Source organism: Cupriavidus malaysiensis (assembly GCF_001854325.1).
Taxonomy (GTDB): Bacteria; Pseudomonadota; Gammaproteobacteria; order Burkholderiales; family Burkholderiaceae; genus Cupriavidus; species Cupriavidus malaysiensis.
The window spans coordinates 417,706-442,468 of record NZ_CP017755.1 but is presented as its reverse complement, the minus strand read 5'-3'; the positions used below and the strand labels follow the sequence as shown (position 1 = coordinate 442,468).

Sequence of the window (24,763 nt, the reverse complement as noted above, 5' to 3'; positions counted from 1 at the left end):
TCCTCCCCCCGGCAGCAGGTCATGGTGAAGCGGGGGCTCAGGATCCGCTGGCCGGGGCGATGTTCTGGTTCGCCCGGAACAGGTTCTGCGGGTCGTAGGTCTGCTTGATCTGCGCGAGCCTCGCGTAGTTCGGCCCGTAGGCCGCGCCGATGCGGCCGCCTTCCTCCTCGGTCAGGAAATTGACGTAGACGCTGCCGGAGGCGAACGGTTCGGTGACACGGAAGAAGTCGCGCGCCCAGGCGATGCAGGCCTGGTCTTCGTCGGGACGTTCCCAGCGGGCATGCACGTTCATCACGAAGCGGGCGTCGCGGTGGTGGTAGGCCATGGCGTCGGGCGCGACCCGGCTGGCCTGGCCGCCGATCAGGCCGATGAAGATGTCGGTCAGCGGCGACGGCAGGCGCGCGGCATAGTCGACCATGGCGTCGATGGCCTCATCCGGCAAGGTGGCGAAGTTGTGCGACTTCCAGTAGTTGCGCGCCCCGGGGCCGAGGAGCGGGTCAAACATCTTCTGCCACGCGGTGTAGGGCATCACGCCGACGTGGGCGCCCAACGGCGTGCCGAAGGCATGGACGGGCGCGAGCAGCGCTTGCCCCTGGGCCGGGTCGCCGGCGTAGAAGACCGGCAGCGCGAGGATGTCGGTGCCGTGCACGGACGACGGCAGGAACGGCAGCGGTGGCGCCTTGCGCAGCACCACCCAGACGCTCAGCTCATCGGGCATGGTGTCGACGAAGGCCCGGTACTTGCGCAGCACCGACTTGGCCTCGTCGGCGGGGAAGACGATCAGGCCGGCCAGCACGTCCGGCCCCACCGTGTGCAAGCGGAATTCGAACAGTGTCACCACGCCGAAATTGCCGCCGCCGCCACGGAGCGCCCAGAACAAGTCCGGATGTTCCTTTTGATTGGCAAGCAGGCGCTGGCCGTCTGCCGTCACCACGTCGCAGGAGACGAGGTTGTCGACGGTCATGCCGTACTTGCGCGAGAGCCAGCCGAAGCCGCCGCCCAGCGTCAGGCCGGCGACGCCGGTGGTGGAGTTGATGCCCAGCGGCGTGGCCAGGCCGACCGCCAGCGCCTCGTGGTCGAAGTCGCCCAGGGTGGCGCCCGGCTCGACGTAGGCGCGACGGGTGGCAAGGTTGATCTGCACGGACCGCATGCGCGAGAAGTCGATCACCAGTCCGTCGTCGCAGAGCGCGCTGCCGGCGATGTTGTGACCGCCGCCGCGCACGGCCAACTGCAGGCCGTTGTCGCGGGCGAAGTTCACCGCCGCCACCACGTCGGCCACGCCGGCGCACTGCACCATCAGCGCGGGGCGCTTGTCGCACATGGCGTTCCAGATCGTGCGCGCGGCGTCGTAGCCGGCATCGGTGGGGGTCAGGACGGCGCCGCGCAGGTTCTGACGCAGTGCGTCAACGCGGTCATTCGGAATCGCAGGCATAACAGCCCTCCTTGCTTCATACAGCGGCCGGACGCCGCCGGGCGGAGGAAGCCCGCCCGGATCCCTGGCCAGCATTGCCCGAGCCTTGTCACAATGCATGAAACGAGCCAACCGGCACCGCAGGCCGGTCGCACGGCGACGAGGCATCTGGGCGGTGCGCACAATGTCTCCTTCTGTTACAGCGCTGATCCGGCCTCATGTCGACGTCCCGGATCGCGCGCGAGGTGTGCCGTACCGTCCATCGCCGCGTCCCTCTTGACCAACAGCCGCTCTCCACCTTGAATCCAGGAAAATGGGGACAGCCACGGACTTCCTGAGGCGCGCGACCTGATCGTCTCGTTCCGTTTCGTTCGTCCCCGGAGAGAGGGGTGTATGCGCGGTCACACCGAGCTTGCCGCACCGCGCATGCCGCGCCGAGCCAATAGACCGGAACCACGGGAGACAGCGTCGGCGGCTGTCTCTGCTTGGTCAAAACCGTGAATTCGACGGCAACCCGACTCCGGGTCGACCGCGAACCTCGGTTCTTCCGGCAGCGCCCGTCAGTCATCGGCGATCCGTCTCGTCAACGCCGCCGTGCAGGCGCCGGTCGTCTTCCCTGCGGCGGGTCTGCGTCAGAAATGAAACGCCTCTTATGGCTTCGCTTCACGCCGCAGCGCCATGTCGATCATCGGCGCCCGGTACCCAGGTGGCATGCGGGATGCCGCATTCTCCCGTCGGGCGGATTGACGCCGAGGCATGGTCTTTGGGAGAGATGGAAAATGCGAATCTATCGACTGTTGCTTGCTGGCGTCGTTGCCTTGGGTGTCCTCCCTCCAGGGCAGGCAGACGGTGAGGTAACGGAAACGCGAACCGGCACGCACCTCATCACGCTAGGTACGCGCGGAGGGCCGATTCCCGCCAGGGACCGGGCGCAGTCGTCAAATCTGTGGATCGTCGACGGGACGTACTATCTTGTGGACGCCGGCGATGGCGTGCTGCGCCGGTTGACGCAGGCGGGAGCCAGTTTCCGCCAGATCGGGCAGGTATTCATCACGCACGGCCATGATGACCACACTGCGGGGTTGGGCACCCTCATGTCGGTTGCATGGGATTTTCAGCGCCACGATCCCATCGCCGTCTATGGCCCGCCCGGGACTGTCGCGCTGGTGAAAGGCGCCATTCAGTACTTTACGGTGAATGCGGAAATCCGCTGGGCCGAAGGCAGACGCACGCCGCTCGAGGATGTCTTCGTCGGCCATGATGTTGCGCCAGGGGTGGTCTACCAGGACAAGAACATCCAGGTAAGCGCTGTCGAGAACACGCACTTCCATATCCCGGAGGGCAGTCCATATTATGGCAAGTACAAATCCTATGCCTATCGCTTCCAGACACCCGACCGCGTCATCGTCTTTACTGGCGACACCGGTCCCAGCGACGCGGTGACCGAATTGGCAAGGAATGCCGATACCCTCGTCACGGAGGTCGGCTCCAGCGAAGACGTGAAGCAGGTGTTGATCCGGAACGGGACTTGGCAAAGCATGACCGCGCAACAACAAGCCGCGTTCATGCGGCATGAAGTCGAGGAGCATCTGACGCCGGATGAGGTCGGGAAAATGGCGGCGCGCGCTAAGGTCAGGACGGTGATATTGACCCACCTCTTGCCGACCGTCGACGAGCATGACGATTACGAGCGCTATGCGGCCGAGGTCAAGAAGTCCTTCTCCGGACAAGTGGTCGTTGCCAAGGACCTGATGGAGTTCTGACCTTCTCTGGCCGACGTGCGCGGACGGCTGCTTGCGGGAAGCCGGCTTAGCGCATGGGCCGACGCCTTGCGTCCCGCGCCGCCTGCGGTGGCACAATCCGGGTCTGCTTGGACTACTGGAGCGCTCGGCATGCGGATACTCGTTATCGAAGATGACGCCGGCATTGCGGCCAACCTCTACGATTATCTCGAACACACAGGCTACGAAGTCGACCTGGCGTCGAACGGCCTCGCCGGCCTGCAGCTGGCCTTGTCGCAGCCGTGGGATGCCATCCTGCTCGACCTCTCGCTGCCCGGCATGGATGGCCTGGCGCTGTGCCGCAAGCTGCGCGAGGAAGCGCGCCGGGATACGCCCGTGCTGATGCTGACCGCCAAGGATACCCTCGACGACAAGCTCAGCGGATTCACGCATGGCGCCGACGACTACCTGGTCAAGCCGTTCTCGCTGAAGGAAGTCGGCGCGCGCCTGGGCGCGCTGATCAAGCGCTACAAGGGCCAGGTCGCACAGGGCATCTTGTGCTGCGCGGACGTCCGCCTGGATCTGGCCACGTTGACGGTCATGCGTGCCGGCCGTCAGCTCAAGCTGCCGCCGAAATGCCTGCAGCTGTTGCGTATCCTGATGCAGTCGCCGGCTCGCGTCTTCAGCCGGGTCGAACTCGAGACACAGGTGTGGGGCGAAGCACTTGGCGACAGCGATACGCTGCGGGCGCACGTCTACACGCTGCGCCGTGCGCTGACCGCCCCCGGCGAAACGAACCTCATCGAAACCGTGCACGGCCTGGGATACCGGTTCGTCGCAGGCCGTGCCGATGCGGAATAGCCTGCGCTTCAAGGTCGCGCTCGCCTTCTCGGCGGTGACGATCCTGCTGCTGATCGCCCAGGCGCTTGGCGTCAAGACGCTGGCGGAGGCACAGGAGGAGCGTCTGATCGACGCGCTGATCCAGGAGGACATCGGCAACCTGCTGCAGTCGTACCGCAGCGATCCGGCCCTGCTGCCGCCCTTCGATCGGCACATGAATGGCTATGTGTCGGGCGGCGCCCGGCAGCCGGTCGTGTTGCCGGCAGCGGTGAAGGATCTTCCGCTCGGCACGCATGAGATCCTCGTCGGCGGCCAGGAAATCCACGTTGCGGTCGCCCCGTTCGGCAACGCACGCTTGTACCGGGTCTACGATTTCGGCGCCTACGAGCAGCGCTTCAAGCAAGTCATCAACGCCCTCATGGCAGGCACCGGCGTCTTCGCCCTGCTGACGATCTGGCTTGCTTATGCCCTATCGGGCCTGCTGGTGCGTCAGGTGGGGGGGCTGGCCCGCCAGGTCAAGGCGCTCCGCCTTGGCGATGCGGCGTCGGTCAACCCCGGCCGGTATGACGAAGCCGAGGTGGCCGAACTGGCGAGCGCGTTCAATGCCTACCACCAGCGCATGTCCAGCATGGTGGAGCGCGAGAAGTCATTTACCGGGAACGTCAGCCATGAACTGCGCACCCCGCTGACCATCGTCAAGACCGGCTGCGAACTGCTCGATCAGGACGATTCGATCCGCGGCAAGTCCCGCGTACGGTTGCAGCAGATCGAACGCGCGGCCGACACGATGCGCGAGGTGATCGAAGCCCTGCTGATGCTGGCAAGAGAAGCGTCGGCCGAGCACCAGGAACCTGTGAATATGGCGGACATGGCCCGGACGGCGCTGGCGCCGTTCGCTGACAGCCTGGCCGCCAAAGATGTCGAAGCAATGGTCGACATCGATCCTGGCCAGCATGTCACGGCGAATCGTCCAGCCCTTGCCATCGTGCTCTCGAACCTGGTCGACAATGCGGTGCGCCATACGGCACAGGGCCACATCCGCTTCAGCTATGAGGACGGCAGGCTGGCGCTCGAGGATACCGGCGCGGGCATCTCCCCGCAGGCCTTGCCACATGTGTTCGAGCGCCTCTACCAGGCTGGGCCGGAAGAAGCCCGGGCAAGCGGTTGCGGCATTGGACTGGCGATCGTGAAACGGATCTGCGACCAGTATGGCTGGGCGATCGAACTGGACAGCGAACTCGGCCGTGGTACGCGCGCGTCACTTCGTTTCGCGCCCACCCCAGCATCGGACGCGTCTTGACAGAATCTTCACAACCGCTTGCTTAGCATGGGGCCAAGTGCCGCCGTGTCGGCGGCGCACCGATCGGATCGTGCCGCCTGCACGCCTGCACGCCTGCACGCCTGCACGCCTGCACGCCTGCACGCCTGCTGTTCGCCGGTCGCCTGCCCCATGTGTTGTGTCGACGAAACCTAACGAAACCCGTCCAGCGAAGTCGGATGACGCCGACGTCGCGGTGCGCTGCCGAGGCCTGAAGAAGGCTTTCGGCTCAGGCGATGCCCTGGCGCCAGCCCTGCGTGGCATCGACCTCGATATCCGCTACGGCGAACTGCTGATGCTGGTCGGCCCTTCCGGCAGCGGCAAGACCACGCTGCTGTCGATCATTGCCGGCATGCTCGATCGGGACGCCGGGCAATGCCTGGTCCTCGACCATGATTTCCAGCAGCTCGGCCCGGATGAGCGCGCACGCTTGCGAGGGGAGTCCATCGGGTTCGTGTTCCAGGCATTCAATCTGCTACGGACGCTCACGGTCGCCGAGAATGTTGCGGTGCCGCTGTTGATCCGGGGTACGCTGCGCAAGGAGGCCGTTGCCAAGGCGGAAGCCATGCTGGCAGCCGTCGGCTTGGATGAACGTGCGAATGCGCTGCCTGCACAGTTGAGCGGAGGCCAGCAACAGCGCGTCGCGATCGCCCGCGCGCTGATCCATGAGCCCAGGCTGATCGTCTGCGATGAGCCGACCAGCAATCTCGACCACGCTACCGGGCACCACGTCATGGCCTTGCTCCAGCATGAAGCAAGACGGCCCGGGCGCTCCCTCATCGTCGTCACGCACGACAACCGCATATTCGAGTTTGCCGACCGCATCGCGTACCTGGACGACGGCATGATCGTCAGTGTCGATGGCCCGGCGCTACCAGGAGCGTTGCAATGATCCGCAGGCACCTGCTGCCGGTACTCGCCGTGGCGGGGGTGATCGTCACGGTCATCGCCGTCGTCGTCGACAGCCGCCCGGCGGTCCCCAACGGTCCGGCAGTACCGCCTGCCAGGGCACCGTTTGCCACCCAGGTGGCGGGGACCGGCGTCATCGAGGCGAACGGTGGCAACATCGACGTCGGCACGCCTGTGCCCGGCATCGTTACCGACATCTATGTCAAATGGGGCGACCGTGTGAAGGCGGGTGACCGGCTCTTCAAGCTCGACGATCGCGATCTGCAAGCGCAGCTGCTCCCGGCGCTGGCCACGGAGAAGGAGGCGGCGGCAAGGGCCGCGCAGGCCAGCGGGCTGCTCAGGCTGGCCGAGAGTGTTCCGGATCCGCGCGCCATCAGCGTGGAGGAGCTGAGCAACCGCCGCTCGGCCGTGGCGATCAGCGCAGCCGTTCTCGCCGGGGCCAGGGCCCGGATCGCACAGATCCGGCTGGACATCGAGCGCCGGACGGTCTGCGCACTGACGCCGGGAAAGGTCCTGCAAGTCAACGTGCGGCCGGGCGAGTTCGCCCAGGACGCAGCGCCGGCCGCGCCCCTGATCGTGCTCGGCGACGACACCCGGCTCTATCTGCGCGTGGACATCGACGAGTTCGATGCGGGGCGGGTCCGGCCGGATGCGCCGGCGCAAGCCTTCGTCCGGGGCAATCCCGGCCTGCACACCGCGCTGCGGTTCGAACGAATCGAGCCATACGTCGTGCCTAAGACCACGCTGACCGGCCGCAGCACGGAGCGGACCGACGCGCGCGTGCTGCAGGTCATCTACAGCTTTGACCCGGCCTCGCTGCCGGGCACCTATGTCGGCCAGCAGGTCGATGTGTTCATCCAGGCGTCCGGGACGGCGTCTCCGGGGGCGCCGGCATCATGATGGCCAGGCACCGCCGCTGCCTTCCCGCGATGTTGTGCGCGGCCCTGTCCGCCTGCGCGGTGACGGCCGTGCCCACGCCGCCGGCGCCGGCCATGCCGGCACACTGGCACGAGGCGCCCGATAGCCACGCGTCGGCCACGCAGGCCGATGCGGCCTGGTGGACCACGTTCCACGACCAGGAGCTCGACCACCTGATCGAGCGCGCCCGGCAGTCCAACGTGGATCTCCAGCTCGCCCAGGCACGGTTGCGCGAGGCGCGTGCCAGGCGCACGATCGCAGGCGCCGCGCGGCTCCCGTCCATCGGCGCCGCAGCCTCCATGCGGCGCGAACAGGACAGCGAGAACGCACCGAACCCGCTGCTCGTGAAACGGGATGGCGAGATCGAGTCACCGGGCCAGCCGGAGAACCTGTTCCAGGCCGGCTTCGATGCGAAGTGGGAACTCGACCTGTTCGGCGCCACGCGCCGGGCCACCGAGGCGGCGCAGGCCGATCTCGATGCTGCTGCCTATGACCGTGGCGCCCTGCTTCTCTCGTTGCTCGCGGAAGTGTCGAGAAACTACATCGAGCTGCGCGGCATCGAGGCACAACGAGGTATCGCCCGCGCGAGCCTGGCAAGCCAGCAGGAGACGCTGGCGCTCATCCGCGCGCGTCGCGCCGGCGGCCTGGCCGCGGACCTCGACGCTGCCCGCGCCGAGGCTCAGGTCGAACGCACAGCCGCCCGGTTGCCCACGCTCGATATGGCGTACAAGAAGGCACTCTATCGCCTGGACGTGCTGGTCGGCGAGCCGCCCGGTACGTTGGCGGACGAGTTGCGCACGGAACGGCCGCTGGCCGCCCCGCCAGCCCTGCCAGCGCTGGGCCTGCCCTCGGACCTGCTGCGCCAGCGCCCCGACATCCGCAGTGCTGAACGCGCAGTGGCTGCAGCCGGCGCGCGGCTGGGGATGGCCAAGGCGGACCTCTATCCCAGGTTCACGCTGCTCGGCACGGTGGGGCTCGCCAGTGTGGCGGCAGGCAATCTCTTTTCCGGCGCCAGCGTGCTGTGGTCGGTCGGCCCGTCGATCACCTGGCCCATCCTGCGAGGGGGACAGGTGGTCGCCACCATCGAGGTGCGCGACGCCCAGCAGCAGCAGGCGCTGATCGTGTACCGCCGCGCGATCCTGCAAGGCATGGAGGATGCGGAGAACGCGATGGCCGGATACCGGCACGAGCAAGCGCGCCGGGCGGCTCTCGCCAGGACCGTCGACATGGAAGGACAAGCCGCCGCATTCGCCCAAGGGCGGTATCTGGGCGGCCTGGCCGACTTTCGCGAGGTGCTCGACGCGCAGCGCGCTCTCTTCCAGGCGCAAAGCGATCTGGCGTTAAGCGACACAGCCGTATCGCTCAGCCTGGTTGCCTTGTACAAGGCGCTTGGGGGCGGCTGGAACATGGACCCGCAAGGCGCGGGAGCGGCGCGACCGCTGGACCAGGGAGGCGAGCCGAGGTGATCTACATTGCCGTCAGGATGCTGCTGGGAGATCGGGCCAAGTATGCCGGGCTGATTGCCGGCATCACGTTCACATCGTTCCTGGTCACCTTCGCCGCCTCGTATTTCACGGGCTTCATGACGCAGGGCTTCGCGCTCATCAGCGAGAACGGCGCGGCCGACGTCTGGGTGATGGAGCCGGCGGTGGAAGCCGTGGAGCAGACGACCAATATGTCCTGGGTGGCACTGGACCGCGTGCGCAGCGTGCAGGGCGTGGCGTCAGCGGTGCCGCTGGTTGTGGGTACGGTTCAGGCGCGCCTGCCGGGCGGACGGGTCCAGCCCTTCCAGGTCATCGGTGTCGACGATGCCTCACTGCCCGGCATTCCACCCCTGCGCGACGGCCTCTCGCCCATGGCGCTGCGCGCGCCGGACGCGGTGGTCGTCGATGCCGGCGGCACGACCGACAAACTGGAGACCCCCGTCGACAAGGCAGACCAATGGCCGTTCGCCCACCCCCATCTTCAAGCGCCGGCACGGGAACTCGCCGCGGGGGACGAACTGCTCGTCAACGACCGCCGTGTGCTGGTGGCAGGACGCTCCGACGGCCTGCCAAGGTATCCGCCCCGGCCATTGTTCTACACCACGCTGAGCCATGCCTTGCGCATCCTGCCTCCCGAGCGGCGGCAGCTTACGTTCGTCCTCGTGCGGGCGGCCAACGGCGTCGCGGCCCGGGGACTAGCGACACGCATCGAGGCGCAGACCGGCCTGCGGGCGCAGTCCTCGGCGGACTTCAAGGCCAGTACCGTGCGCTGGATCCTGGCCAACTCGGAAGACGTCGGCGACATCGCCGCCATGCTCACCTTGGCGATGTCGGTAGGCTTCGGCGTGACCGGCATCATGCTCTACATGTTTACCCAGGAGAATCTGCGCCAGTACGCTGTACTCAGCGCGATGGGCACGACGGCTCGGACGTTGCTCTCGATGATCTTCGCGCAGGCGGGACTGTGCGCATTGATCGGTACCGGTCTGGGCATCGGCCTCTGCAGCATGCTCGGCAGCCTCGCGGCCAATGCTGGCTTCCCCTTCCGCATCATGTGGTTCACGCCGCTGTTCGGCGCCCTGATGGTGCTCGTGGTCAGCCTCGTCGCGGCGGCACTCAGTGCGCGAACGGTGTTGAAACTGCAGCCCATGGTGGTCTTCTCGGGGCGCTGAGTGCCGGATTCCGGGCGCGGTGGCGGCAAGGGAAGAACCGCCCCACCGGGTCACCGCCACGGCTCCGGGACACAAGCGCGGCGCGGGCGGCCATTCGCCACTGGCTCACGACCGTCCAGCTCGCTCGCGAGGATTGGGCGCGATTCGCAATGATGCCCGGCGGCAGCTCGCGCGTGTCGGAGGTGCGCCGGAACCCGGCTGTCAGATGCGGATCTGCCCTGCGGGTTCACGGCGGCGAAAGCGTTCAGTCGTCATCGTCGTCGTGCCAGTGACGCCGTTCGCGCTGGCGCTCCCGCCATTCGTGCTCCCTCCACCGCTGCTCGCGCCACTGGCGCTCTCTCCAAGCGCGAGCCTGCCACGCGTCATCGTAGTAGGCCGGAGCCGCGACGACGGGCGCCGGTTGGACGATGACCGGGGCCGGTTCGTAGTATTCGGGCGGCGGGGCGACAAATACTGGCGCCGGCAAGCCGATGCCGATGCCGACATCCACCCGCGCCTCAGCCATGTTGGAGCCCAGCGCCGTAACGCCGACCAGAAGCACAAGTGCTGCAGCCTTCCGCATGATTTCTCTCCTTTCGTCTCTTGCAGAGACTTTAGGTGAGCACGGCTCGGCCGTGTATTAGCGAATCCGCACAGCGGTGACTTTCTGTAACGCGACGTCGTGGTGCCAGTTGCGCGGCCGGCTGGGCGCGCCGGCACGGCCGGGCTCCTGCAGTCGAAGCGAGCCCGGAATAGGGGCTTGCGAGGGCTTGCGAGGGCTCGCGACGTCCTCGCGTCCAGATAGCGGCGCAGATAAGTGGTTGCATCGATACCAGGACGAGAATGCCCGGGGAAAAACGCATGGCTGGATTTGCGACTAGACTTAATCAAAAGACAAAGTTCATGGCCACTGACAAGTGGTGAAAGGAGTTCAAACGCGAGCGAAATGGTCTGGGCGACCCTTTCTTGCCGGCAGCAGCCGAAATCCCTGGGGAAGTGTCGGTTACGAATCAAGGATTCGCGCTTGATGGCGGGTCGAGCAGCGTGGAATGGGTGCCAAGGCGGATTACCGGATTACCGGCTTACTTTGGATGCCGGCCGCATGACTGCAGGTTGAAGCCAATTCAACGCGTGCCGCATCGGCAACATTGATGACGGGATTCACTTGATATGGCAGGGGGTAAGCCATGAGCACGATTCGCACTGTCGCGATGGCTGCTTCGGCGCTGATTTCTATAACGGGATGCACCGGAACTCCAACTGCGACCTACTACGACGACATCTATACCTTCGGATATGATTCCGGGATTCCCGGAAATACTGAAATCGCCGGGTATGATTCCGCAATCCCAGGGGATGCCTACACCTATTATGGATATCCGGACTGCAGGTATCCATATGACGGATACGATTATTATTACCTCCATTGCGGATACCCCTATTACCCCGGGTATTACTATGGCGCCGCCACCTTCCTCGATTCCGTGTTCATTGTGGACTTCCATCGCGCGCGGCATCACCGGTTTCATCACGGATTCCCGGACCGTGGCACGGGCTTCGCCAGCAGTCCGGGCATGAACCCGGGTGGCAGGCCGGGTAGGGTTCCTGGCGGCGGTCAGGCAATGCGCCCCGGTGGCGGTTCCGGCATGGGTTCCGGTCGCGGCAGTCCGGGCATGTTCAGTCGAAACAGTCGGCCCATGGAAATCGGTTCTGGTCCGAGCATGGTTCATGCGGGCCGTCCGGAGACGTTCGCCGGCCATGGTCAGGCCATGGTCCCTGGTAGCAGTTCAGCCGTGGTCCACGTGGGTGGTCCGGTTGCGTTCCCCGACCGTGGTCGGACTCCATCCCCCGGTGGCGGTTCGGCGATGAGTCGTGGCAATGTTGCAGGTATCGGCCACGGTGGCGGTGGCGGTGGCGGTGGCGGTCGAGGTATGGCACGCGGCGGATTCGGTGGGATGTCCAATGGAGGCGGCCATTAGCCCTCTGAACCGTGCCGGACGTCGAACCGTTGGAACGCCTGAAGATCCTGGTCCGCGTGCTCACCTCCAGCGCCGGCAGCCGACCCAACGGATGACGCCATCACCTGATCCGGAAGGGATGACCGCCACGTCGTCGTGGGTCGCGACCACGTCGATCAGCTCGTCCTCCAGCGTGGAATTGCTGTAGATGGTGGCGTGGGTGGGCGCATGCATCGCGATGGTTGTCGCCACGCCTTGCAGCGAGAGTTCAGGCGCCCGTGTTCCCCTGGCGCCGCAGCACGGCATGCGTGGCCTTTTCCGACGCCACGAACTCAACGCATCCGTAGCCCAGCGCCCGCAAGTCGACCCCTTCGAGCAGCGATTCTCCCCGGCCGAGCAGGACCGGCGCGATCGCGATGTGCAGTTCATCAATGAGGCCCTCGCGCAGATACTGCCGGATCGTGTCCGGCCCGCCGCCGATCCGCACATCCATGCCGGCCGCGGCCTCGCGTGCGCGGTCCAGCGCTGCGCGGATGCCTTCCGTGATGAAGTGGAACGTCGTGCCGCCCTCCATCTCGATGGAAGGACGAGCATGATGGGTCAAGACGAAGACCGGCACGTGATACGGTGGACGATCTCCCCACCAGCCTTTCCAGCTGGTGTCCGGCCAGTCCCCGCGAACGGGTCCGAACATATTCCTTCCAAGAATCCAGGCCCCGACATCCTGGAAGCCACGGGCGGCGAAATCATCGTCGATCCCGGTCGTACCGCCGTCCTTGCCGAACAAGATCCGCTGGAATGTGCGTGTCGGGACCAGCCACTGGTGCAGTTCGGTCCCGCCAATGCCGAGCGGATGGTCGATGTCCTGATCCGGACCGGCCCCGTAGCCGTCGAGCGAGAGGGTGAAGCCGTCAACGCGAACGCGTGCCATCGTTTGCCTCCGTCTGGACGCCTGACAGGTGGTCGACGGACGCCGGCGTCCGGTCATGCGTGTTGCCAGCAGGGAAAGGTCGTGCCGCGCGCAGGCTTCTGGCTTCCCGGCGAGTCCCCTCCGAGCCGTCTCGATACTACTGTAGTTGCTGGAATGCTCGATGGGGACGGCCATTCGTCACATGACGCTCGCCACGGCTTGATCAGGATGCGCGGCATTCCCCGCCCGTCAGGGCGGGGAAGGATCGCGCGACGGTGATGCGCGCAGCCTTTCCCCGGAGCTCCTTGATGAACCTTTTTGCTTCTTTGCCGAATTCCGGGGCGGGGTGCACGTCTCGAAACGACCAGCTGAAGCCACGGACAGGGGGCTCCATCCGCCCCGCTGCCCCGCTGCCCCGCAGGGCCACCTAGAACTTCAATATCTCCCCGGCCGAATCCAGGATCCGGGCGGAAGACCGCTGGGCACCGCGCACGATGCGGTTCACGTCGTACGCCAGCAGACGTCCGTGCCGTTTGATCAGTCGCCCGTCGACCAGCACGGTGTCGACATTGCTGGTGGTGCCGCTCTGCACAATGGCCGTTTCGATATTGCCGATCGGCCAGATGTTCAGGTCCTTGGCCCGCACCAGGATGATGTCCGCGCGCTTGCCCTCGGTAATGGATCCGGTAATGTCGCCGATCCCCATGGCAACGGCCCCGTTGATCGTCGCCATTTCGATCACCTCTTGCACGCTGATGGCAGACGCCCGCTCGCTTGGCGTGCCGGCCCATGGCACCCCGAGATTCCAGGTGAAACGCATCATTTCGAACATATCCGGCGGGGCGATCGAGGTCGCGTCGCTGGACAATGAAATGGTCAACCCGGCGGCGCGCATCGCGAACAGGGCGGCGCGGGCATCGCCCGTGCTGCTGAGCCGGAGTTCGGAATGTGTCGCGAACGAAAGCGGCGTCTTCGTACGTGCCATCGCCGCCAGGTCTTCGGTGGTCGCGGGGATGTAGTGCGCGATCATGAAATCCGGGCCGAGGTAGCCCCGCCTCTCGTAGTCGACGGCATCGACGTTGTTGGGGGACTCCTGCGGTGCATGGATGGCTACGGGAAGTCCGCTCGCCTTGACGAATTTCATTTCCTCGTGGAAGACCGCATCGGTACTTTGCTGCGGGCCGCGCAGGTTCAGTCCCAGATGAACCAGTCCGTCGAACGGGGAATCGGCACCGAACCATTCGCGCCGGACGCGCGCAAGATCGTGGTATCGGTTGACCTCGTCGACCGGTAGCTTGTCGATGTGCCCATATGAGTAACGTGCGCGCAGCAGCGAGTGTTGGTGCGCGCGCAGCTCGGCGTCTGCGTGGGCCGGAGAGCGGGTATTGTGCGACCAGTTGTGCACGGTGGTGGTCCCGCCGTTCACCAGTTCGGCGCACGCGAGAAGTACGCTGTTATAGAAGTCCTCGGGCGTGTACAGGCCTGACGTGGCGCTCTTGGCGGGGTAGTAGGAAAAGCCACCGTTGCGCGCGGTGAAGCTGCGTCCGATCGCGCTCCACATGTGGTAGTGCGAGTTGACGAAGCCGGGCATCACGATCATGTCGGTAGCATCGATCAACTGCGCACCTGGCACGCTCAATCCCCGGCCGATCCGTTCGATCACACCGTTCCGGATCAAGATGTCCGCCCGTGGCAGGACGCCCTGGTTCCGGTCTACCGTGATGACCATCCCATTCTTGATCAGGTAGGTGCCGCGACGGACCGCAGGCGCCGCCGATGGCGTGCCCGCCCGCGCCGGAGCGGCGAGCGAGGGTATCCCGGTGCTTGCCAGGGCGATCATTGCGCCCGCGGCCTTGGTGAATGCTCTTCTGGTGGTTCTCATATTGGTTTCCCGGTTCGACGCGGATGACAGGAGAGTCGGTGTTGTCAATGCGACTTGATAAAGAAGGCAATGGTCATGGCCAGCCCCGTCAGGACCACGAAGCCGCGCACCACGGCCGGCGGCAATCGCCGCGCCATCGCGCCGCCGAAATACCCGCCGGCGGTGGCGCCGGCAGCCATCCATAGGGCGTGCGTCCAGGCGATGGCACCGCTCGCCGCATAGATGGCGACGGCCATCAGCGTCAGGATCACGGAGACGAAGTTCTTGATGCCATTCATCCGGCTCAAGTCGGTATGCCCGAGCGCGCTGAGAGCCGCCAGCAGCAAGATGCCGAGACCGCCGTTGAAATAGCCGCCATAGATCGCGATCGCAACGATGCCGATGTCCGCGCCCCGGTCGCGCCGGGCATCCGCCGCGGGGCGCCCTCGGCGCAGGAGCCTTGGCCCGCAGGCAAAGAGAAGGGTCGCGGCCAGCAGCAGCCAAGGCACGATGCGGCCGAAGGCGCTGTTCGATGTCGACAACAGCAAGGCCGCGCCTGCCGCCCCGCCCAGCACTGACAACACCCCCATGCGAAGCAGCGAGGGCGACATCGGCCCGGACAGTTCCTTGCGCAGGGCCCAGGCACCCGCCACGTAGCCGGGCAGGAGCGCGGCAGTCCCCGTGGCATTGGCAGATACCAGCGGCACGCCGACCATCGCCAAGGCCGGCAGCGTCAGGAAGCTGCCGCCGCCTGCCACGGCATTCAGCGTGCCGGCCAGGGTCGCGGCGCCTCCGAGCAATACCCAATCCGCCGGCGTCATGGCTGGCGCACGCGCAGAGACATGCGATCGGTCCGCAGAGACATGGCGAGAGCGATCCCGACCACCGATAGCAAGGTGATCTGCAGGAAGCCGGCCGCGCTCCAGCCAAAGCGTGCCGCGATGCCGCCGATGATGTAACCCGCGAATGCGCCGGCGCCGTAGAGTGTGGTCACGAAGACACCGGTCGCGCGGTTCGTCAGCGAGGCGCGCACGGACTTGATGTGGTATCCGGCCAGGTTCACGTACAGCACGCCACTCACCACCAGCCCCCAGGCAAAGGACAGCACCGATTGGACCAGCATGCCCGTCGGCCCCGAGAACAGGAGGACGCCGAGCAAGCCGGCCCCCGCGAAGCTCAGCGACAGCACCAGTTTGGGATGAAAGCGGTCGCCGAGCCAGCCGCCGAAGATGGAGGCGAACACCCCGCCTCCGAAAATGCTCATGACCCGGCCGGTGTCGGCGGGCGTGTAGTGCAGATGCTCACGCAGATAGGTGGGATACATGCCGAGGTAGCCATAGATGCACAGTCCGCCGATGACGCTCATCCCGGTCAGCAGTACCGTGTTCCGGTTCCACATCGTCGTGGCACCGCGGGTGTCGATGCGGGTGTCGATGGTGCCGGCCTTCTCGGTCATGCGCTGGCTCACGGCCACCGCGATCAACGCCATCGCGGCAAATCCGGCCAGGCCGAACACGATCAGCGGCAAGCGCCAGTTGCGCTCGAAGCCGATCAGGTGCCCGCCGAGCAGCGGCCCCACGATGGCGCCGACACCGAAGGAGAAGTTGATGGCACCGACCGCAGTCGCGCGGAAGCGCGCGAAATAGCTCGCCGCGATGGCGATCACCACGGTCAGTTGCATCGCCTCGCCGATACCGGTGGCAGCGCGGTACACGATCATGTCGCCGAAGCCGCTCGAATAGGCAGTCAGCAGCGTGGCCAGCGAAAAGACCGCGATACCGAGCTGCAGCACGGCCTTGCGCGACCAGCGCGCCAGCAGGTATCCCGTCGGCACCCCCGCCAGCGCCATGCCGAGCGTGAAGATGGTCGAGAGCAGGCCGGTGTCGGCGAGGCCGAAGCCGAACTCCCTGCGCACATCCGCGGCGATCAGCGGAAAGATCTGCCGGTCCATCGCATTGAGCGCGTAAGAGGCGAGCAGCACGAGAAACATGCCGATCTCCAGGGCTGTGACGGGCGTTTCGCTGCGCCCCTCACCGGGCAGCGGATTGGCCGATGTCGCGGAATTCACTTGGTGTCTCCTTCTCGTCAAGCGAGATTGTTCTGGATTGCCCGGACTCAGGCCGGGCTCAGGCCGGACTCGGGCGGCTATCGGTCGATTCGCGCTGCCTTGTACCAATCGAGGATCTGCTCCCCGGTCAGGAAGGCGACGTCCTCGCGTGCCCGGATGTGTGCCAGCGCCTCCCGGAAGTAGCGCAGGCGGTGTGGCGCACCCATGATGTACGGATGCACGACCAGTGCCATCACGCGGGCCGAGTGCTTCGCGTCGGCGTAGAGCTGCTCGAACTGATCGATCGCGCGGTCGCGATACTCGCTGGCCTTGTGATGCTGGATCAGCATCATCGCCACGTCATTGCACTCCTGCGTATAGGGCACGTTCACGATGCGGCCACCATCGCGCGTCTTCAGCTCCACGGGCTGGTCGTCGAGCACCCAGTCGCAGACATACTCGTAGCCTTGCTCTGCCAGGATGTCCGGCGTGTGCCAGGTTTCCGTGAGTCCCGGACCAAGCCAGCCGCGCGGGCGCTTGCCGGTATAGGCACGGATCGCTTCGGTGGTCTTCGCGATGTCGATCGTTTCGTCGGGCACCTTCTGCATATTGCGCTGCCCGAAGCCATGGCCGATGAACTCCCAGTTGCGCGCCTTGGCCGCCCTGGCGATCGGCTCGTACGCCTGGATGGCCGAGCCATTGATGGCCAGCGTCGCGCCGATCCCCAGTTCGTCGATGACGTCCAGCATGCGCCAGAAGCCGACGCGGTTGCCGTACTCGTGCCAGGCCCAGTTCGGGATATCGGGCATCGGAGAGCCACCGGCGGGAGGCGTCAGCACCGTGCGCGGCATGGTCTCGTTGATATCCCACTCCTCGACATTGACAATCACCCAGACAGCCAGGCGCTTGCCGCCCGGCAACGCCAAGGCGGGACGCTCTGAAATGGCTGAATACGAAATGCGCTCAAGCGGCTTCATGGTGTGCTCCTGGTGTGCTCCGTTGGCTGGGGACTCAGACAATCTCGACCTGCAAGGGGGCGAGTCCTTCGATGCGTCCGCTGAGCCTGTCACCGCGCTGCACCGCGCCGACGCCTTCCGGTGTGCCCGTGAAGATCAGGTCGCCCGGAAGCAGCCGGTATTGCCTGGACAGCTCGCTGACGATCTCGTGGACGTTCCAGATCATCTTTTCGAGCAGGGAGTTCTGTCGCACCGTCCCGTTCACCGCAAGGCTGAGTGTCCCCGAACGGAGATGGCCGACCTGCGCCGCGGGATGGATGGGGCCGCACGGCGCCGAATGGTCGAACGACTTCCCCAGCTCCCACGGCAGGCCGCGCTTATTGCATTCGCGCTGGCGGTCCCGCCGTGTCATATCCAGGCCCGCGGCGTAGCCGAAGACATGGTCCAGCGCCGCGTCGGGCGATACGTTCACCGCTTCGCTGCCGATGGCGATCACCAGCTCGAACTCGAACTGAAAATCGTCGGTGAACGTGGGATAAGGGACACGCCCATCCGTGACAATGGCATCGGCCGGTTTCTGGAAGAAGAATGGCGGGTCGCGCTCGTCGCCCTCTCCCATCTCCCGGATATGGGCAAGATAATTGCGTCCCACGCAATAGATGCGCCGCACCTGGAAGCGTTGGTCACTGCCGACAATATCCAGGAAGGTCGGGGTAACGCGCGGGAGTCCGGTCGACTGCGCGATGTTGTCTGCACTGGCACTAGGCATAGGGATTGTCTCTTAGTAAGATGTTCTGACGGAGTGGCTGGTCCGCTGAATCATTGAAATGGGAGCTGAAGGACATGTCTTGCGGGAATCAGCGCCAGGCGCAAAGCGCAGCCATAGCCCGGCTATGGCGAGCATTTGCAACGACGCGATGAGCCCGCATGGCATGTCAGGCACCGACCGATTTCAGTGATTCGGTGGACTAGAGTTTAGAGTTGAGGTCATCCGCTCTCAATGCACAGGTTTGCGAAAAGATGTGCAATCCTTGCGATCCTTTGTCCGGCGGTTTCCCCATGCACCAGGCGCATCCCTCGAACGACCCGCTGCCCCCCCTGCACCACAGCGGCGAAAAGCGCGCGGCCATCCGGAACTACACCATGGCCACCCGGGCGCAGAGCGCCTATTTCGGTATCCACAACCAGAGCAATTGCCTGCCCAATCCGGTAGCGCACCGTCACGAATACTTCCAGATCTACGTCAACCTGCGAGGCGAGACGACCCACTACATCGGGGACCAGCAGCGATCGATTCGCCCCGGCACGGTCAGCTTCGTGCTGCCGTTCGTGGTTCACTACATTCCAAATCAGGCGGACGGCCAGTTCTACGTCATCAACATCAGCAAGGAATACCTGCTGCCGTCGCTTGATCTTGACGTTTTCGCCTTATCGGATGTGCCACTCGCACACGCACCGGAACTCGCCCCCTTCCGCTTCCAGCATTGCCTGGATTTCCAGTTCGATGAGCTGGACACGCAGTCCCTGCAGGCGCTTTGCGAGCGCATGGCACTCGAGGCGCAGCAATCGTCGAGCGACGACACGGCCAGCAGCCTGCTGATCCGCAGCCACCTGCTCAACCTGATCGGCATGGTATGGCGACGCCATGGCGACAAGATCCGTGCTTGCGAGGCCAACGGCCGGCATCTGCAGCCGTACAAGCAATCCGTGCTTCGCTGCATGCGCTATATCACGGACAACCTCGCCGGGGAGTTGACCCTGGGCGATGCAGCCCAGGTCAGCCATGTGTCCGCCACCCATCTGGCCCACCTGCTGAAGAATGAAACCGGGAAGACCTTTCTGGAACTGGTGACGGAAAGACGCATTGAGCGGGCGAAGAGCCTGCTGGTTTTCACATCCGCCTCCGCCGCAGAAATCGGGCAAAGCACGGGGTTCGGCGAGCCGAATAACTTTGCCAGGCGCTTCCGTCAGATCGTAGGGTCGACGCCATTGGCTTTTCGACGCCAATTCCAGAACGTCGGCGCGCGCACCTGGGTTGAGTAGCCCCCGGCAGGCGACTGCCGGGCTGCCTGGGGAGCCGTGCAGCATCCCGCGGACACAGCTTAAGCTCCTGCCCCGGCCTGCCGATATCCAGATGCCGGAATTTCCGCTTATCGTGATCGGCATGGAATACCGGCAACCATCACGCTTTGCAAGCCGTCATTGACGCTGCTTGCATGCGCCCCATGCATTTCGACAATGCCTTAGCCGGACGCCATGACATTCACCAAGACAGATATCGCTCTCGCCGAGGTCTATTTCCCCATCCTCGTAGACTGCGCCATCAGGCGCCAGACCATCACGTACAAGAACCTCGTCGGGCAGGCCCAGGGCCGACACCCTTCGCTGATCGAGGTACAGAACGCCATACCCGTCTCGACGGGCAGGCGGCTCGACGTGGTCAAGTACTTCTGCGAAACGCTCGGCTTGCCGGACCTGGCCGGCCTCGTGGTGAACGGACAAACGGACGAACCCGGTGGCCGATACGATAAGCGGCACATCGCCGTCGAAGTCCAGCAGGAAGCCTTCGATTTCGATTGGCACAGCAAATCGCCCGAATTCGCGACGTACATCGTGGCGCAGAGAAAGCTCGTCACGCCTCTGGTCAAGCGCAAGCCAGAAGAGGCGGGAAAACTCCGTTATGCCTATTACATCGCGCACAAGGACGAGCTGCCCGCCAACATTGCGGATTTCCGGGATGCGATTGACTCGCTACTGGTCGAGGGATACGAGCCGGAAGATGCATTCGAAATTGCCCGCACAGGATCCGCGACGACCGTCGATTCACCCGCGGATCGGTGAAGCCTTGGCCTGGACCGGCCCCGGCCGGGCAAACCCGGTCTCGGCCGACTCCAGCAGCCCGGGAGAATGTCGGGAAGCTCTGGATAGATGCCCTCTATCATGGGCGCAAGGCGCTGGCGCTGCCTCGAGGCGTCATGCCCCGGGCTTCTTCGAGAAGCCATTTCGCGAACGCCTGCAAGGGCGTCTCGCACAGTTCGATCGGTTCGGGAAGAACGAGGCAGAAGTCCTTGGTGATCGCTTTGCCGTCTGGCCAGGGCGCGACCAAACGGCCTTGTTCCAGCTCCGCCCCAATGTAAAGACGCGGCACCAATGCGACCCCCAGGCCGGCCAGGGCCGCCTCGATCAGCATGGAATGGAGATCGTAGCGCGGGCCAACTGCCGGATTGGTGAGCACGATCCCTGACTCCTGCGCATAAACCTGCCAGGCGTCCGGATTCTGCCGCCGGTGAAGCCGTGGCAGCGCGTCCAGCGACGTGCCGGCGCCCGCGTCTGCGAGGAACGCCGGGCTGCAGACGGGCACGAGCACCTCCTCCAGCAGGTGATGGCGATGCATGCCCGCCCATGCCGGATGCTCGAAATGAATGGCCGCGTCGAAACCGCTGCCGGCAAGAAGGAAGGGTTCCAGACGTTCGGCGATATGCACGGTGATGTTCGGATGCGCCGCCTGGAAACGCTTCAGCCGCGGGATCAGCCAACGGGTAGCGAAGGTCGGAACGGCGGCGATATCGATGCTCGCCCCCTCGCTGGGCTGCCCCATCAGATACAGGGAGTCCCGCTCCAGCCGATCCAGGGTTTCACGAACCTGCGCCGCGTAGCGCGTGCCGTTGGGTGCAAGCCGTACCCGATTGCCAATCCGCTCGAACAATGCGACGCCCAGGAACTCCTCCAAGCGACCGATCTGACGGCTGATGGCGCCCTCGGTGCGTGCCAACTCCTCGGCGGCGCGGGCGAAGCTGCCGTGCCGAGCCGCCGCCTCGAAAGCCTGGAGCGCGGAACTGCTTGGAATCTTGCGTCGCATTAAGGTCTCGCCAGTCGCCAATCGGATGGGCCCACGCCCAGCTTGAGCAAACATCACTGAAGGATGACGTTTTCTCGATTTCAATGCGTGAAATATAAGGCTAGCCTTACATCACTGCAATGAACATCGATCATGGCAGATCGATGGGCTTCCGTCACGAAGGACAACCCGATGCCCGACACCATGGAACATAGCTTTGCCGGTCCCGACAGCGAAGCCGAATGGAACGGCTTCTATCGCCGCGAAAGGCTGCCGCCCTCACGATAAGGCAGCGACTGACACGCTCCCACGCCCCCCTCGACAGCACAGGAAAAACTGGCCTGCGATGCCAAACATTGCTTTCTATCTCGATGCGGAGAAAACACCGTCTGACGAGAGCCTTGCCGGGCTTTCCGACGATTGCATCGAACTCTGCACGAATATCCTTGAAGCCGAGCTCAAGAACGTTCATATCATCTACGTGCATATCCGGAGCGGACATGGACACCCCATCTTCGCGGAAATCCGATATCGCCTTGAAACGTTTCGTACTCCGACGGTAATGAACCGATTCATGGAAGCCCTGGACGACGCCATCATTCGCCGCACTGGTCTCACGGCGCGCATCCGTTGTTTTGGCTATGCCGCGCCGAGCATTCATGCCAGAAACTGACAGGCTTCGAGAAGAACAATGTCCGCATCCTGCTTTCCGAGTCAGCAAGCCGGTGACTTCACGATTACCGCCATCAGCGACGGCTATCTCACCGCCAGCCTTGACTTCCTTTCCAATATCGACAGCGCCGAGGCGTCCAGAATGCAGCGCGATGCAGGACAGAAGGAACCCTCTGCTGTGCATATCAACTGCTACGTGGTGCGCGGAGCGGGCCGCACGGTGCTGATCGACGGCGGGGCTGGCGGGATCAAGCAATGGGGCGGCCGACTGCAGGCCAATCTATCGCTTGCCGGCATCGAACCTGCCACCATCGACGCCATCCTGCTCACTCACGCCCACCCCGATCATGTCGGCGGGCTGGTGGATACGGCCGGACACATGGCCTTTCCAAACGCGGAGCTTGTCGCGCATCGGCAGGAAATCAAGTTCTGGCGGGATGACGGAAACCTGGCTCGCGCCAGTGAGCGGGCCCGCGGCAACTTCGCGATAGCGCGCCAGGTGTTCGACGCCTACAGCGGCCGACTCCGTACGTTCGATGCGGGCGAAGTGCTGCCCGGTATCAGGGCGATGCCGCTACCGGGGCACACAGACGGACACACCGGGTATCTCCTCGAATCGCGTGACCAGGGTGTGCTCGTCTGGGGGGATATCGTTCATTTCCCTCACATCCAGATTGAACGGCCAGACGTATCGATTGCATTCGATCAGGAGCCGTCCCTGGCGGCCTCCACCCGATCGCGGCTTCTGGACGTGGTCAGTTCGGAAGGGCTCTTGATCGCCGGTATGCACTTGGGCGAGCCGGGTTTCGCGCGGATACAGCGATCCGGACGGCTGTACGGCCTCCATTATGAGACCGCAGCATGAGGCGGTGGGCAAGTGGCCGGCCACGCGGTGAAAAAAGCGTTGTGAAGCTTCGAGATTGGCAACGGTGGCCCGATGTGGTCGATCCCCGTTGTCGTGGCGGATGTCCTCTCACTCCGTCCTGTCCGTCCGGCAGGAGAGCGATGGTAGCAATGTGCCGGTGCAGGCGCAGAGCGGATGTGTGGCCGGAGCGGCCCCAGAGCGGCCGTGCTGGATTTGATAGCAGGCGCGGCCTATCCTTTTCTCGGATCGGCGCCGGCGGCCGGGCAGCCGGCGAATCTTCCAGGCATTGGAGCCCCGGCAGCGAACCTGCCCGCCGCCATGACATGACATGACAACGGACAGCCTCCGCGCAGCCAGTGCATCACCGGACAGGAGGCGATCAAATGGATGCTTCGCAATGGCGGCGGGCCCTCGTGGAGCTCTCCGGCCTGGCCTTGGCCGGATCGATGGCGTTGGTGCAAGCGGCCCCGGTCTCGTTCACCGTGGCGCTCAGCGGGACGCAGGAGGTGCCTCCTGTCCAGACCAAGGGAAGCGGCTCCGCCAACCTTACCTTCGACCCCGGTACCCGGGTCATCACCTGGACCATCACGCTCAGCGACCTGTCCAGCGAGCCCACCATGGCGCATTTCCATGGGCCGGCCACGCCCGGCAAGAACGCCGACGTGAAAGTCTGGATTTCCAGGAAGGACGCAGCGCTCACCAGCCCCTTGCAGGGCCAGGCCACGCTGTCCCCGGCTGACGCGCAGGAGCTTCTTACCGGCAAGATGTACATCAACGTGCATACCAAGGCGCATCCGGCCGGCGAGATCCGCGGCCAGGTGCTGCCGCCGCAGGGACCTTGACGCCTGCAGCACATCCCACAGGATCACGTGGAGCATCTGGATCGCGTTGGCGATCGAGACGGGAACCCGCCAAGATTGCAGCCAGGAGCACCGTAACGCCATCCGGAGGATGCACCTCGCCGGGACGAATTCCGCCTGGCCCGTCACGGCAGATAAGGGGCAAAAACAAGAGGCACCGGGATATCGTCCCGTTGGCTTTGGCGGCACGCAGGCAGTAATCTTCCGTACTGGATATCGAAGCCGGCCAAAGCCCCGGCCGCCGTATGGCGGCTTGGACTGCGCAGGCCGCGTATCCGGATGAAGCCCCCTGCGTCGCGCATCGGGGGCAGTACGGTCAACCGACGATTGGAATAGAGGAGCCGGGCCGATGGAAAGCACCAGCGCAGTCGTGGCGGCGGCAGTCGCCTTCGTGGGCAGCCACTTTCTCCTGTCCCATCCGCTGCGCAAGAGCCTGGTCGGCGCCATCGGCGAAGCCGGATTCCAGGGCGTCTATTCGCTGGTGGCCGCCGGGACGCTCGGCTGGATGATCGTGGCCTACCGGCGCGCGCCCCTGACGGCACCGCTATGGCCGGTCGGAAGCGGACTCTGGGCGCTGGCGAGCGTGCTCATGCTGATCGCCGCGGTCCTGCTGATGGGTTCGCTGATCCGCAATCCGGCGCTTCCCACCGGCGGCCGGCCCGGCCCGTTCCCGGAGACGGCGCACGGCGTGTTCGCGGTGACGCGCCACCCGATGATGTGGTCGTTCGCCCTGTGGGGGCTGTGCCACATCGCGGTGTTCCCGGTGGCCAAGAACATCATCGTGGCGGCGGCCATCATCCTCCTCGCGCTGGTCGGCTCGGCCCTGCAGGACCGCAAGAAGGAACGGCTCCAGCCCGATCTCTGGCCCGCCTGGGAATCGAAGACGAGCTACCTGCCGTTCGCGGCGATCGCGGCCGGCCGCGCGCGGCTCGGCGGCTTCGGCCTGCACGCGCTGCTGGGCGGCCTCGTGGTCTGGCTCGCGGCATCCTGGGCCCATCTCCCGCTGGCCGGCACGGCCGCTGGCATCTGGCGCTGGCTGTAGCC

Annotated in this window: 24 protein-coding genes; 14 read left to right on the top strand and 10 right to left on the bottom strand. The window is 65.0% G+C overall.

The genetic code is table 11. From position 1 onward, the window contains the following. Positions 1–37 precede the first annotated feature (37 nt). Positions 38–1,432: an FAD-binding oxidoreductase gene (locus BKK80_RS21880; RefSeq protein WP_071017064.1), complete on the bottom strand. Its 1,395-nt coding sequence runs from the start codon at positions 1,430–1,432 to the stop codon at positions 38–40. Positions 1,433–2,190: 758 nt separating this feature from the next. On the opposite strand from BKK80_RS21880, the gene BKK80_RS21875 reads away from it, so the two are divergent. The 7 genes from BKK80_RS21875 (at position 2,191) to BKK80_RS21845 (ending at position 9,773) form a co-directional block, all read left to right on the top strand. Further along, a complete protein-coding gene (locus tag BKK80_RS21875) occupies positions 2,191–3,174 on the top strand; it encodes an MBL fold metallo-hydrolase (RefSeq protein WP_071071225.1) in 984 nt (327 codons plus the stop codon). A gap of 129 nt (positions 3,175–3,303) precedes the next feature. Continuing rightward, positions 3,304–3,993 (top strand): response regulator transcription factor, encoded by a 690-nt coding sequence (locus BKK80_RS21870; RefSeq protein ID WP_071017068.1) that lies wholly within the window; start codon positions 3,304–3,306, stop codon positions 3,991–3,993. Beyond that, positions 3,983–5,272 (top strand): sensor histidine kinase, encoded by a 1,290-nt coding sequence (locus BKK80_RS21865; protein ID WP_071017070.1) that lies wholly within the window; start codon positions 3,983–3,985, stop codon positions 5,270–5,272. Before BKK80_RS21870 ends, BKK80_RS21865 begins: the two co-directional genes overlap by 11 nt. A 157-nt stretch (positions 5,273–5,429) precedes the next feature. Next, positions 5,430–6,182, top strand: coding sequence for an ABC transporter ATP-binding protein (locus tag BKK80_RS21860; RefSeq protein ID WP_197524027.1), 753 nt, complete (start codon positions 5,430–5,432; stop codon positions 6,180–6,182). Continuing rightward, the gene (locus BKK80_RS21855; protein ID WP_071017073.1) at positions 6,179–7,099 is read left to right on the top strand and encodes an efflux RND transporter periplasmic adaptor subunit; all 921 of its coding nucleotides are present in this window, start codon (positions 6,179–6,181) and stop codon (positions 7,097–7,099) included. The genes BKK80_RS21860 and BKK80_RS21855 overlap by 4 nt, the downstream gene beginning before the upstream one ends. Then, the gene (locus BKK80_RS21850; protein WP_071071223.1) at positions 7,096–8,583 is read left to right on the top strand and encodes an efflux transporter outer membrane subunit; all 1,488 of its coding nucleotides are present in this window, start codon (positions 7,096–7,098) and stop codon (positions 8,581–8,583) included. Before BKK80_RS21855 ends, BKK80_RS21850 begins: the two co-directional genes overlap by 4 nt. Continuing rightward, a complete protein-coding gene (locus tag BKK80_RS21845) occupies positions 8,580–9,773 on the top strand; it encodes an ABC transporter permease (RefSeq protein WP_156811403.1) in 1,194 nt (397 codons plus the stop codon). Before BKK80_RS21850 ends, BKK80_RS21845 begins: the two co-directional genes overlap by 4 nt. 244 nt (positions 9,774–10,017) lie before the next feature. Here BKK80_RS21845 and BKK80_RS21840 read toward each other — a convergent pair whose 3' ends face one another. Beyond that, positions 10,018–10,335 carry a hypothetical protein gene (locus tag BKK80_RS21840; protein ID WP_071039322.1) on the bottom strand — a complete coding sequence of 106 codons (318 nt, stop codon included), beginning with the start codon at positions 10,333–10,335 and terminating at the stop codon, positions 10,018–10,020. Between the two features lie 604 nt (positions 10,336–10,939). Here BKK80_RS21840 and BKK80_RS36560 point away from each other — a divergent pair. Next, a complete protein-coding gene (locus tag BKK80_RS36560) occupies positions 10,940–11,731 on the top strand; it encodes a hypothetical protein (protein ID WP_157903297.1) in 792 nt (263 codons plus the stop codon). A gap of 60 nt (positions 11,732–11,791) precedes the next feature. On the opposite strand, the gene BKK80_RS36555 is transcribed toward BKK80_RS36560, so the two are convergent. The 7 genes from BKK80_RS36555 to BKK80_RS21810 form a co-directional block, all read right to left on the bottom strand. After that, positions 11,792–11,962 (bottom strand): hypothetical protein, encoded by a 171-nt coding sequence (locus BKK80_RS36555; protein WP_156811405.1) that lies wholly within the window; start codon positions 11,960–11,962, stop codon positions 11,792–11,794. Between the two features lie 16 nt (positions 11,963–11,978). Next, a complete protein-coding gene (locus BKK80_RS21835; protein WP_071071221.1) occupies positions 11,979–12,641 on the bottom strand; it encodes a dihydrofolate reductase family protein in 663 nt (220 codons plus the stop codon). Between the two features lie 406 nt (positions 12,642–13,047). Beyond that, a complete protein-coding gene (locus BKK80_RS21830) occupies positions 13,048–14,502 on the bottom strand; it encodes an amidohydrolase family protein (protein WP_071071219.1) in 1,455 nt (484 codons plus the stop codon). Positions 14,503–14,546: 44 nt separating this feature from the next. Further along, positions 14,547–15,302: a sulfite exporter TauE/SafE family protein gene (locus BKK80_RS21825; protein ID WP_071071217.1), complete on the bottom strand. Its 756-nt coding sequence runs from the start codon at positions 15,300–15,302 to the stop codon at positions 14,547–14,549. Beyond that, complete coding sequence (locus BKK80_RS21820; RefSeq protein ID WP_071071215.1) at positions 15,299–16,549, bottom strand: MFS transporter; 1,251 nt, start codon at positions 16,547–16,549, stop codon at positions 15,299–15,301. Before BKK80_RS21820 ends, BKK80_RS21825 begins: the two co-directional genes overlap by 4 nt. A gap of 77 nt (positions 16,550–16,626) precedes the next feature. Further along, a complete protein-coding gene (locus tag BKK80_RS21815) occupies positions 16,627–17,505 on the bottom strand; it encodes a polysaccharide deacetylase family protein (protein WP_071071212.1) in 879 nt (292 codons plus the stop codon). A 34-nt stretch (positions 17,506–17,539) separates the two neighbouring features. Then, a complete protein-coding gene (locus BKK80_RS21810; RefSeq protein ID WP_084545686.1) occupies positions 17,540–18,253 on the bottom strand; it encodes a fumarylacetoacetate hydrolase family protein in 714 nt (237 codons plus the stop codon). 290 nt (positions 18,254–18,543) lie between these two features. Between BKK80_RS21810 and BKK80_RS21805 the strand changes: the two genes are divergently transcribed. Next, positions 18,544–19,527 (top strand): helix-turn-helix transcriptional regulator, encoded by a 984-nt coding sequence (locus BKK80_RS21805; protein WP_084545685.1) that lies wholly within the window; start codon positions 18,544–18,546, stop codon positions 19,525–19,527. A gap of 213 nt (positions 19,528–19,740) precedes the next feature. Continuing rightward, complete coding sequence (locus BKK80_RS21800) at positions 19,741–20,325, top strand: hypothetical protein (RefSeq protein ID WP_071071210.1); 585 nt, start codon at positions 19,741–19,743, stop codon at positions 20,323–20,325. Between the two features lie 97 nt (positions 20,326–20,422). Here BKK80_RS21800 and BKK80_RS21795 read toward each other — a convergent pair whose 3' ends face one another. Further along, positions 20,423–21,343 carry a LysR substrate-binding domain-containing protein gene (locus BKK80_RS21795; protein WP_071071208.1) on the bottom strand — a complete coding sequence of 307 codons (921 nt, stop codon included), beginning with the start codon at positions 21,341–21,343 and terminating at the stop codon, positions 20,423–20,425. A gap of 325 nt (positions 21,344–21,668) precedes the next feature. On the opposite strand from BKK80_RS21795, the gene BKK80_RS21790 reads away from it, so the two are divergent. The 4 genes from BKK80_RS21790 to BKK80_RS21775 all read left to right on the top strand — a co-directional run bounded on the left by BKK80_RS21790 (position 21,669) and on the right by BKK80_RS21775 (position 24,761). Continuing rightward, positions 21,669–21,995, top strand: a complete 327-nt coding sequence (locus BKK80_RS21790) for a hypothetical protein (RefSeq protein ID WP_071071205.1) — start codon at positions 21,669–21,671, stop codon at positions 21,993–21,995. An 18-nt stretch (positions 21,996–22,013) separates the two neighbouring features. Beyond that, complete coding sequence (locus tag BKK80_RS21785; RefSeq protein WP_071071203.1) at positions 22,014–22,859, top strand: MBL fold metallo-hydrolase; 846 nt, start codon at positions 22,014–22,016, stop codon at positions 22,857–22,859. A 383-nt stretch (positions 22,860–23,242) separates the two neighbouring features. Then, positions 23,243–23,701 (top strand): CHRD domain-containing protein, encoded by a 459-nt coding sequence (locus BKK80_RS21780; RefSeq protein WP_071017091.1) that lies wholly within the window; start codon positions 23,243–23,245, stop codon positions 23,699–23,701. A 367-nt stretch (positions 23,702–24,068) separates the two neighbouring features. Then, the gene (locus BKK80_RS21775; protein ID WP_071071201.1) at positions 24,069–24,761 is read left to right on the top strand and encodes an NnrU family protein; all 693 of its coding nucleotides are present in this window, start codon (positions 24,069–24,071) and stop codon (positions 24,759–24,761) included. The last annotated feature ends 2 nt before the right edge of the window (positions 24,762–24,763 follow it).

Coding starts and splice junctions, on each gene's coding strand:
- BKK80_RS21825 (WP_071071217.1), bottom strand. CDS start 15,302: ATGACGCCGGCGGATTGGGTATTGCTCGGAGGCGCCGCGACCCTGGCC.
- BKK80_RS21830 (WP_071071219.1), bottom strand. CDS start 14,502: ATGAGAACCACCAGAAGAGCATTCACCAAGGCCGCGGGCGCAATGATC.
- BKK80_RS21800 (WP_071071210.1), top strand. CDS start 19,741: ATGACATTCACCAAGACAGATATCGCTCTCGCCGAGGTCTATTTCCCC.
- BKK80_RS21785 (WP_071071203.1), top strand. CDS start 22,014: ATGTCCGCATCCTGCTTTCCGAGTCAGCAAGCCGGTGACTTCACGATT.
- BKK80_RS21810 (WP_084545686.1), bottom strand. CDS start 18,253: ATGCCTAGTGCCAGTGCAGACAACATCGCGCAGTCGACCGGACTCCCG.
- BKK80_RS21865 (WP_071017070.1), top strand. CDS start 3,983: ATGCGGAATAGCCTGCGCTTCAAGGTCGCGCTCGCCTTCTCGGCGGTG.
- BKK80_RS21880 (WP_071017064.1), bottom strand. CDS start 1,432: ATGCCTGCGATTCCGAATGACCGCGTTGACGCACTGCGTCAGAACCTG.
- BKK80_RS21795 (WP_071071208.1), bottom strand. CDS start 21,343: ATGCGACGCAAGATTCCAAGCAGTTCCGCGCTCCAGGCTTTCGAGGCG.
- BKK80_RS21870 (WP_071017068.1), top strand. CDS start 3,304: ATGCGGATACTCGTTATCGAAGATGACGCCGGCATTGCGGCCAACCTC.
- BKK80_RS21790 (WP_071071205.1), top strand. CDS start 21,669: ATGCCAAACATTGCTTTCTATCTCGATGCGGAGAAAACACCGTCTGAC.
- BKK80_RS21775 (WP_071071201.1), top strand. CDS start 24,069: ATGGAAAGCACCAGCGCAGTCGTGGCGGCGGCAGTCGCCTTCGTGGGC.
- BKK80_RS21780 (WP_071017091.1), top strand. CDS start 23,243: ATGGATGCTTCGCAATGGCGGCGGGCCCTCGTGGAGCTCTCCGGCCTG.
- BKK80_RS21835 (WP_071071221.1), bottom strand. CDS start 12,641: ATGGCACGCGTTCGCGTTGACGGCTTCACCCTCTCGCTCGACGGCTAC.
- BKK80_RS21855 (WP_071017073.1), top strand. CDS start 6,179: ATGATCCGCAGGCACCTGCTGCCGGTACTCGCCGTGGCGGGGGTGATC.
- BKK80_RS36560 (WP_157903297.1), top strand. CDS start 10,940: ATGAGCACGATTCGCACTGTCGCGATGGCTGCTTCGGCGCTGATTTCT.
- BKK80_RS21815 (WP_071071212.1), bottom strand. CDS start 17,505: ATGAAGCCGCTTGAGCGCATTTCGTATTCAGCCATTTCAGAGCGTCCC.
- BKK80_RS21840 (WP_071039322.1), bottom strand. CDS start 10,335: ATGCGGAAGGCTGCAGCACTTGTGCTTCTGGTCGGCGTTACGGCGCTG.
- BKK80_RS21805 (WP_084545685.1), top strand. CDS start 18,544: ATGCACCAGGCGCATCCCTCGAACGACCCGCTGCCCCCCCTGCACCAC.
- BKK80_RS21850 (WP_071071223.1), top strand. CDS start 7,096: ATGATGGCCAGGCACCGCCGCTGCCTTCCCGCGATGTTGTGCGCGGCC.
- BKK80_RS21875 (WP_071071225.1), top strand. CDS start 2,191: ATGCGAATCTATCGACTGTTGCTTGCTGGCGTCGTTGCCTTGGGTGTC.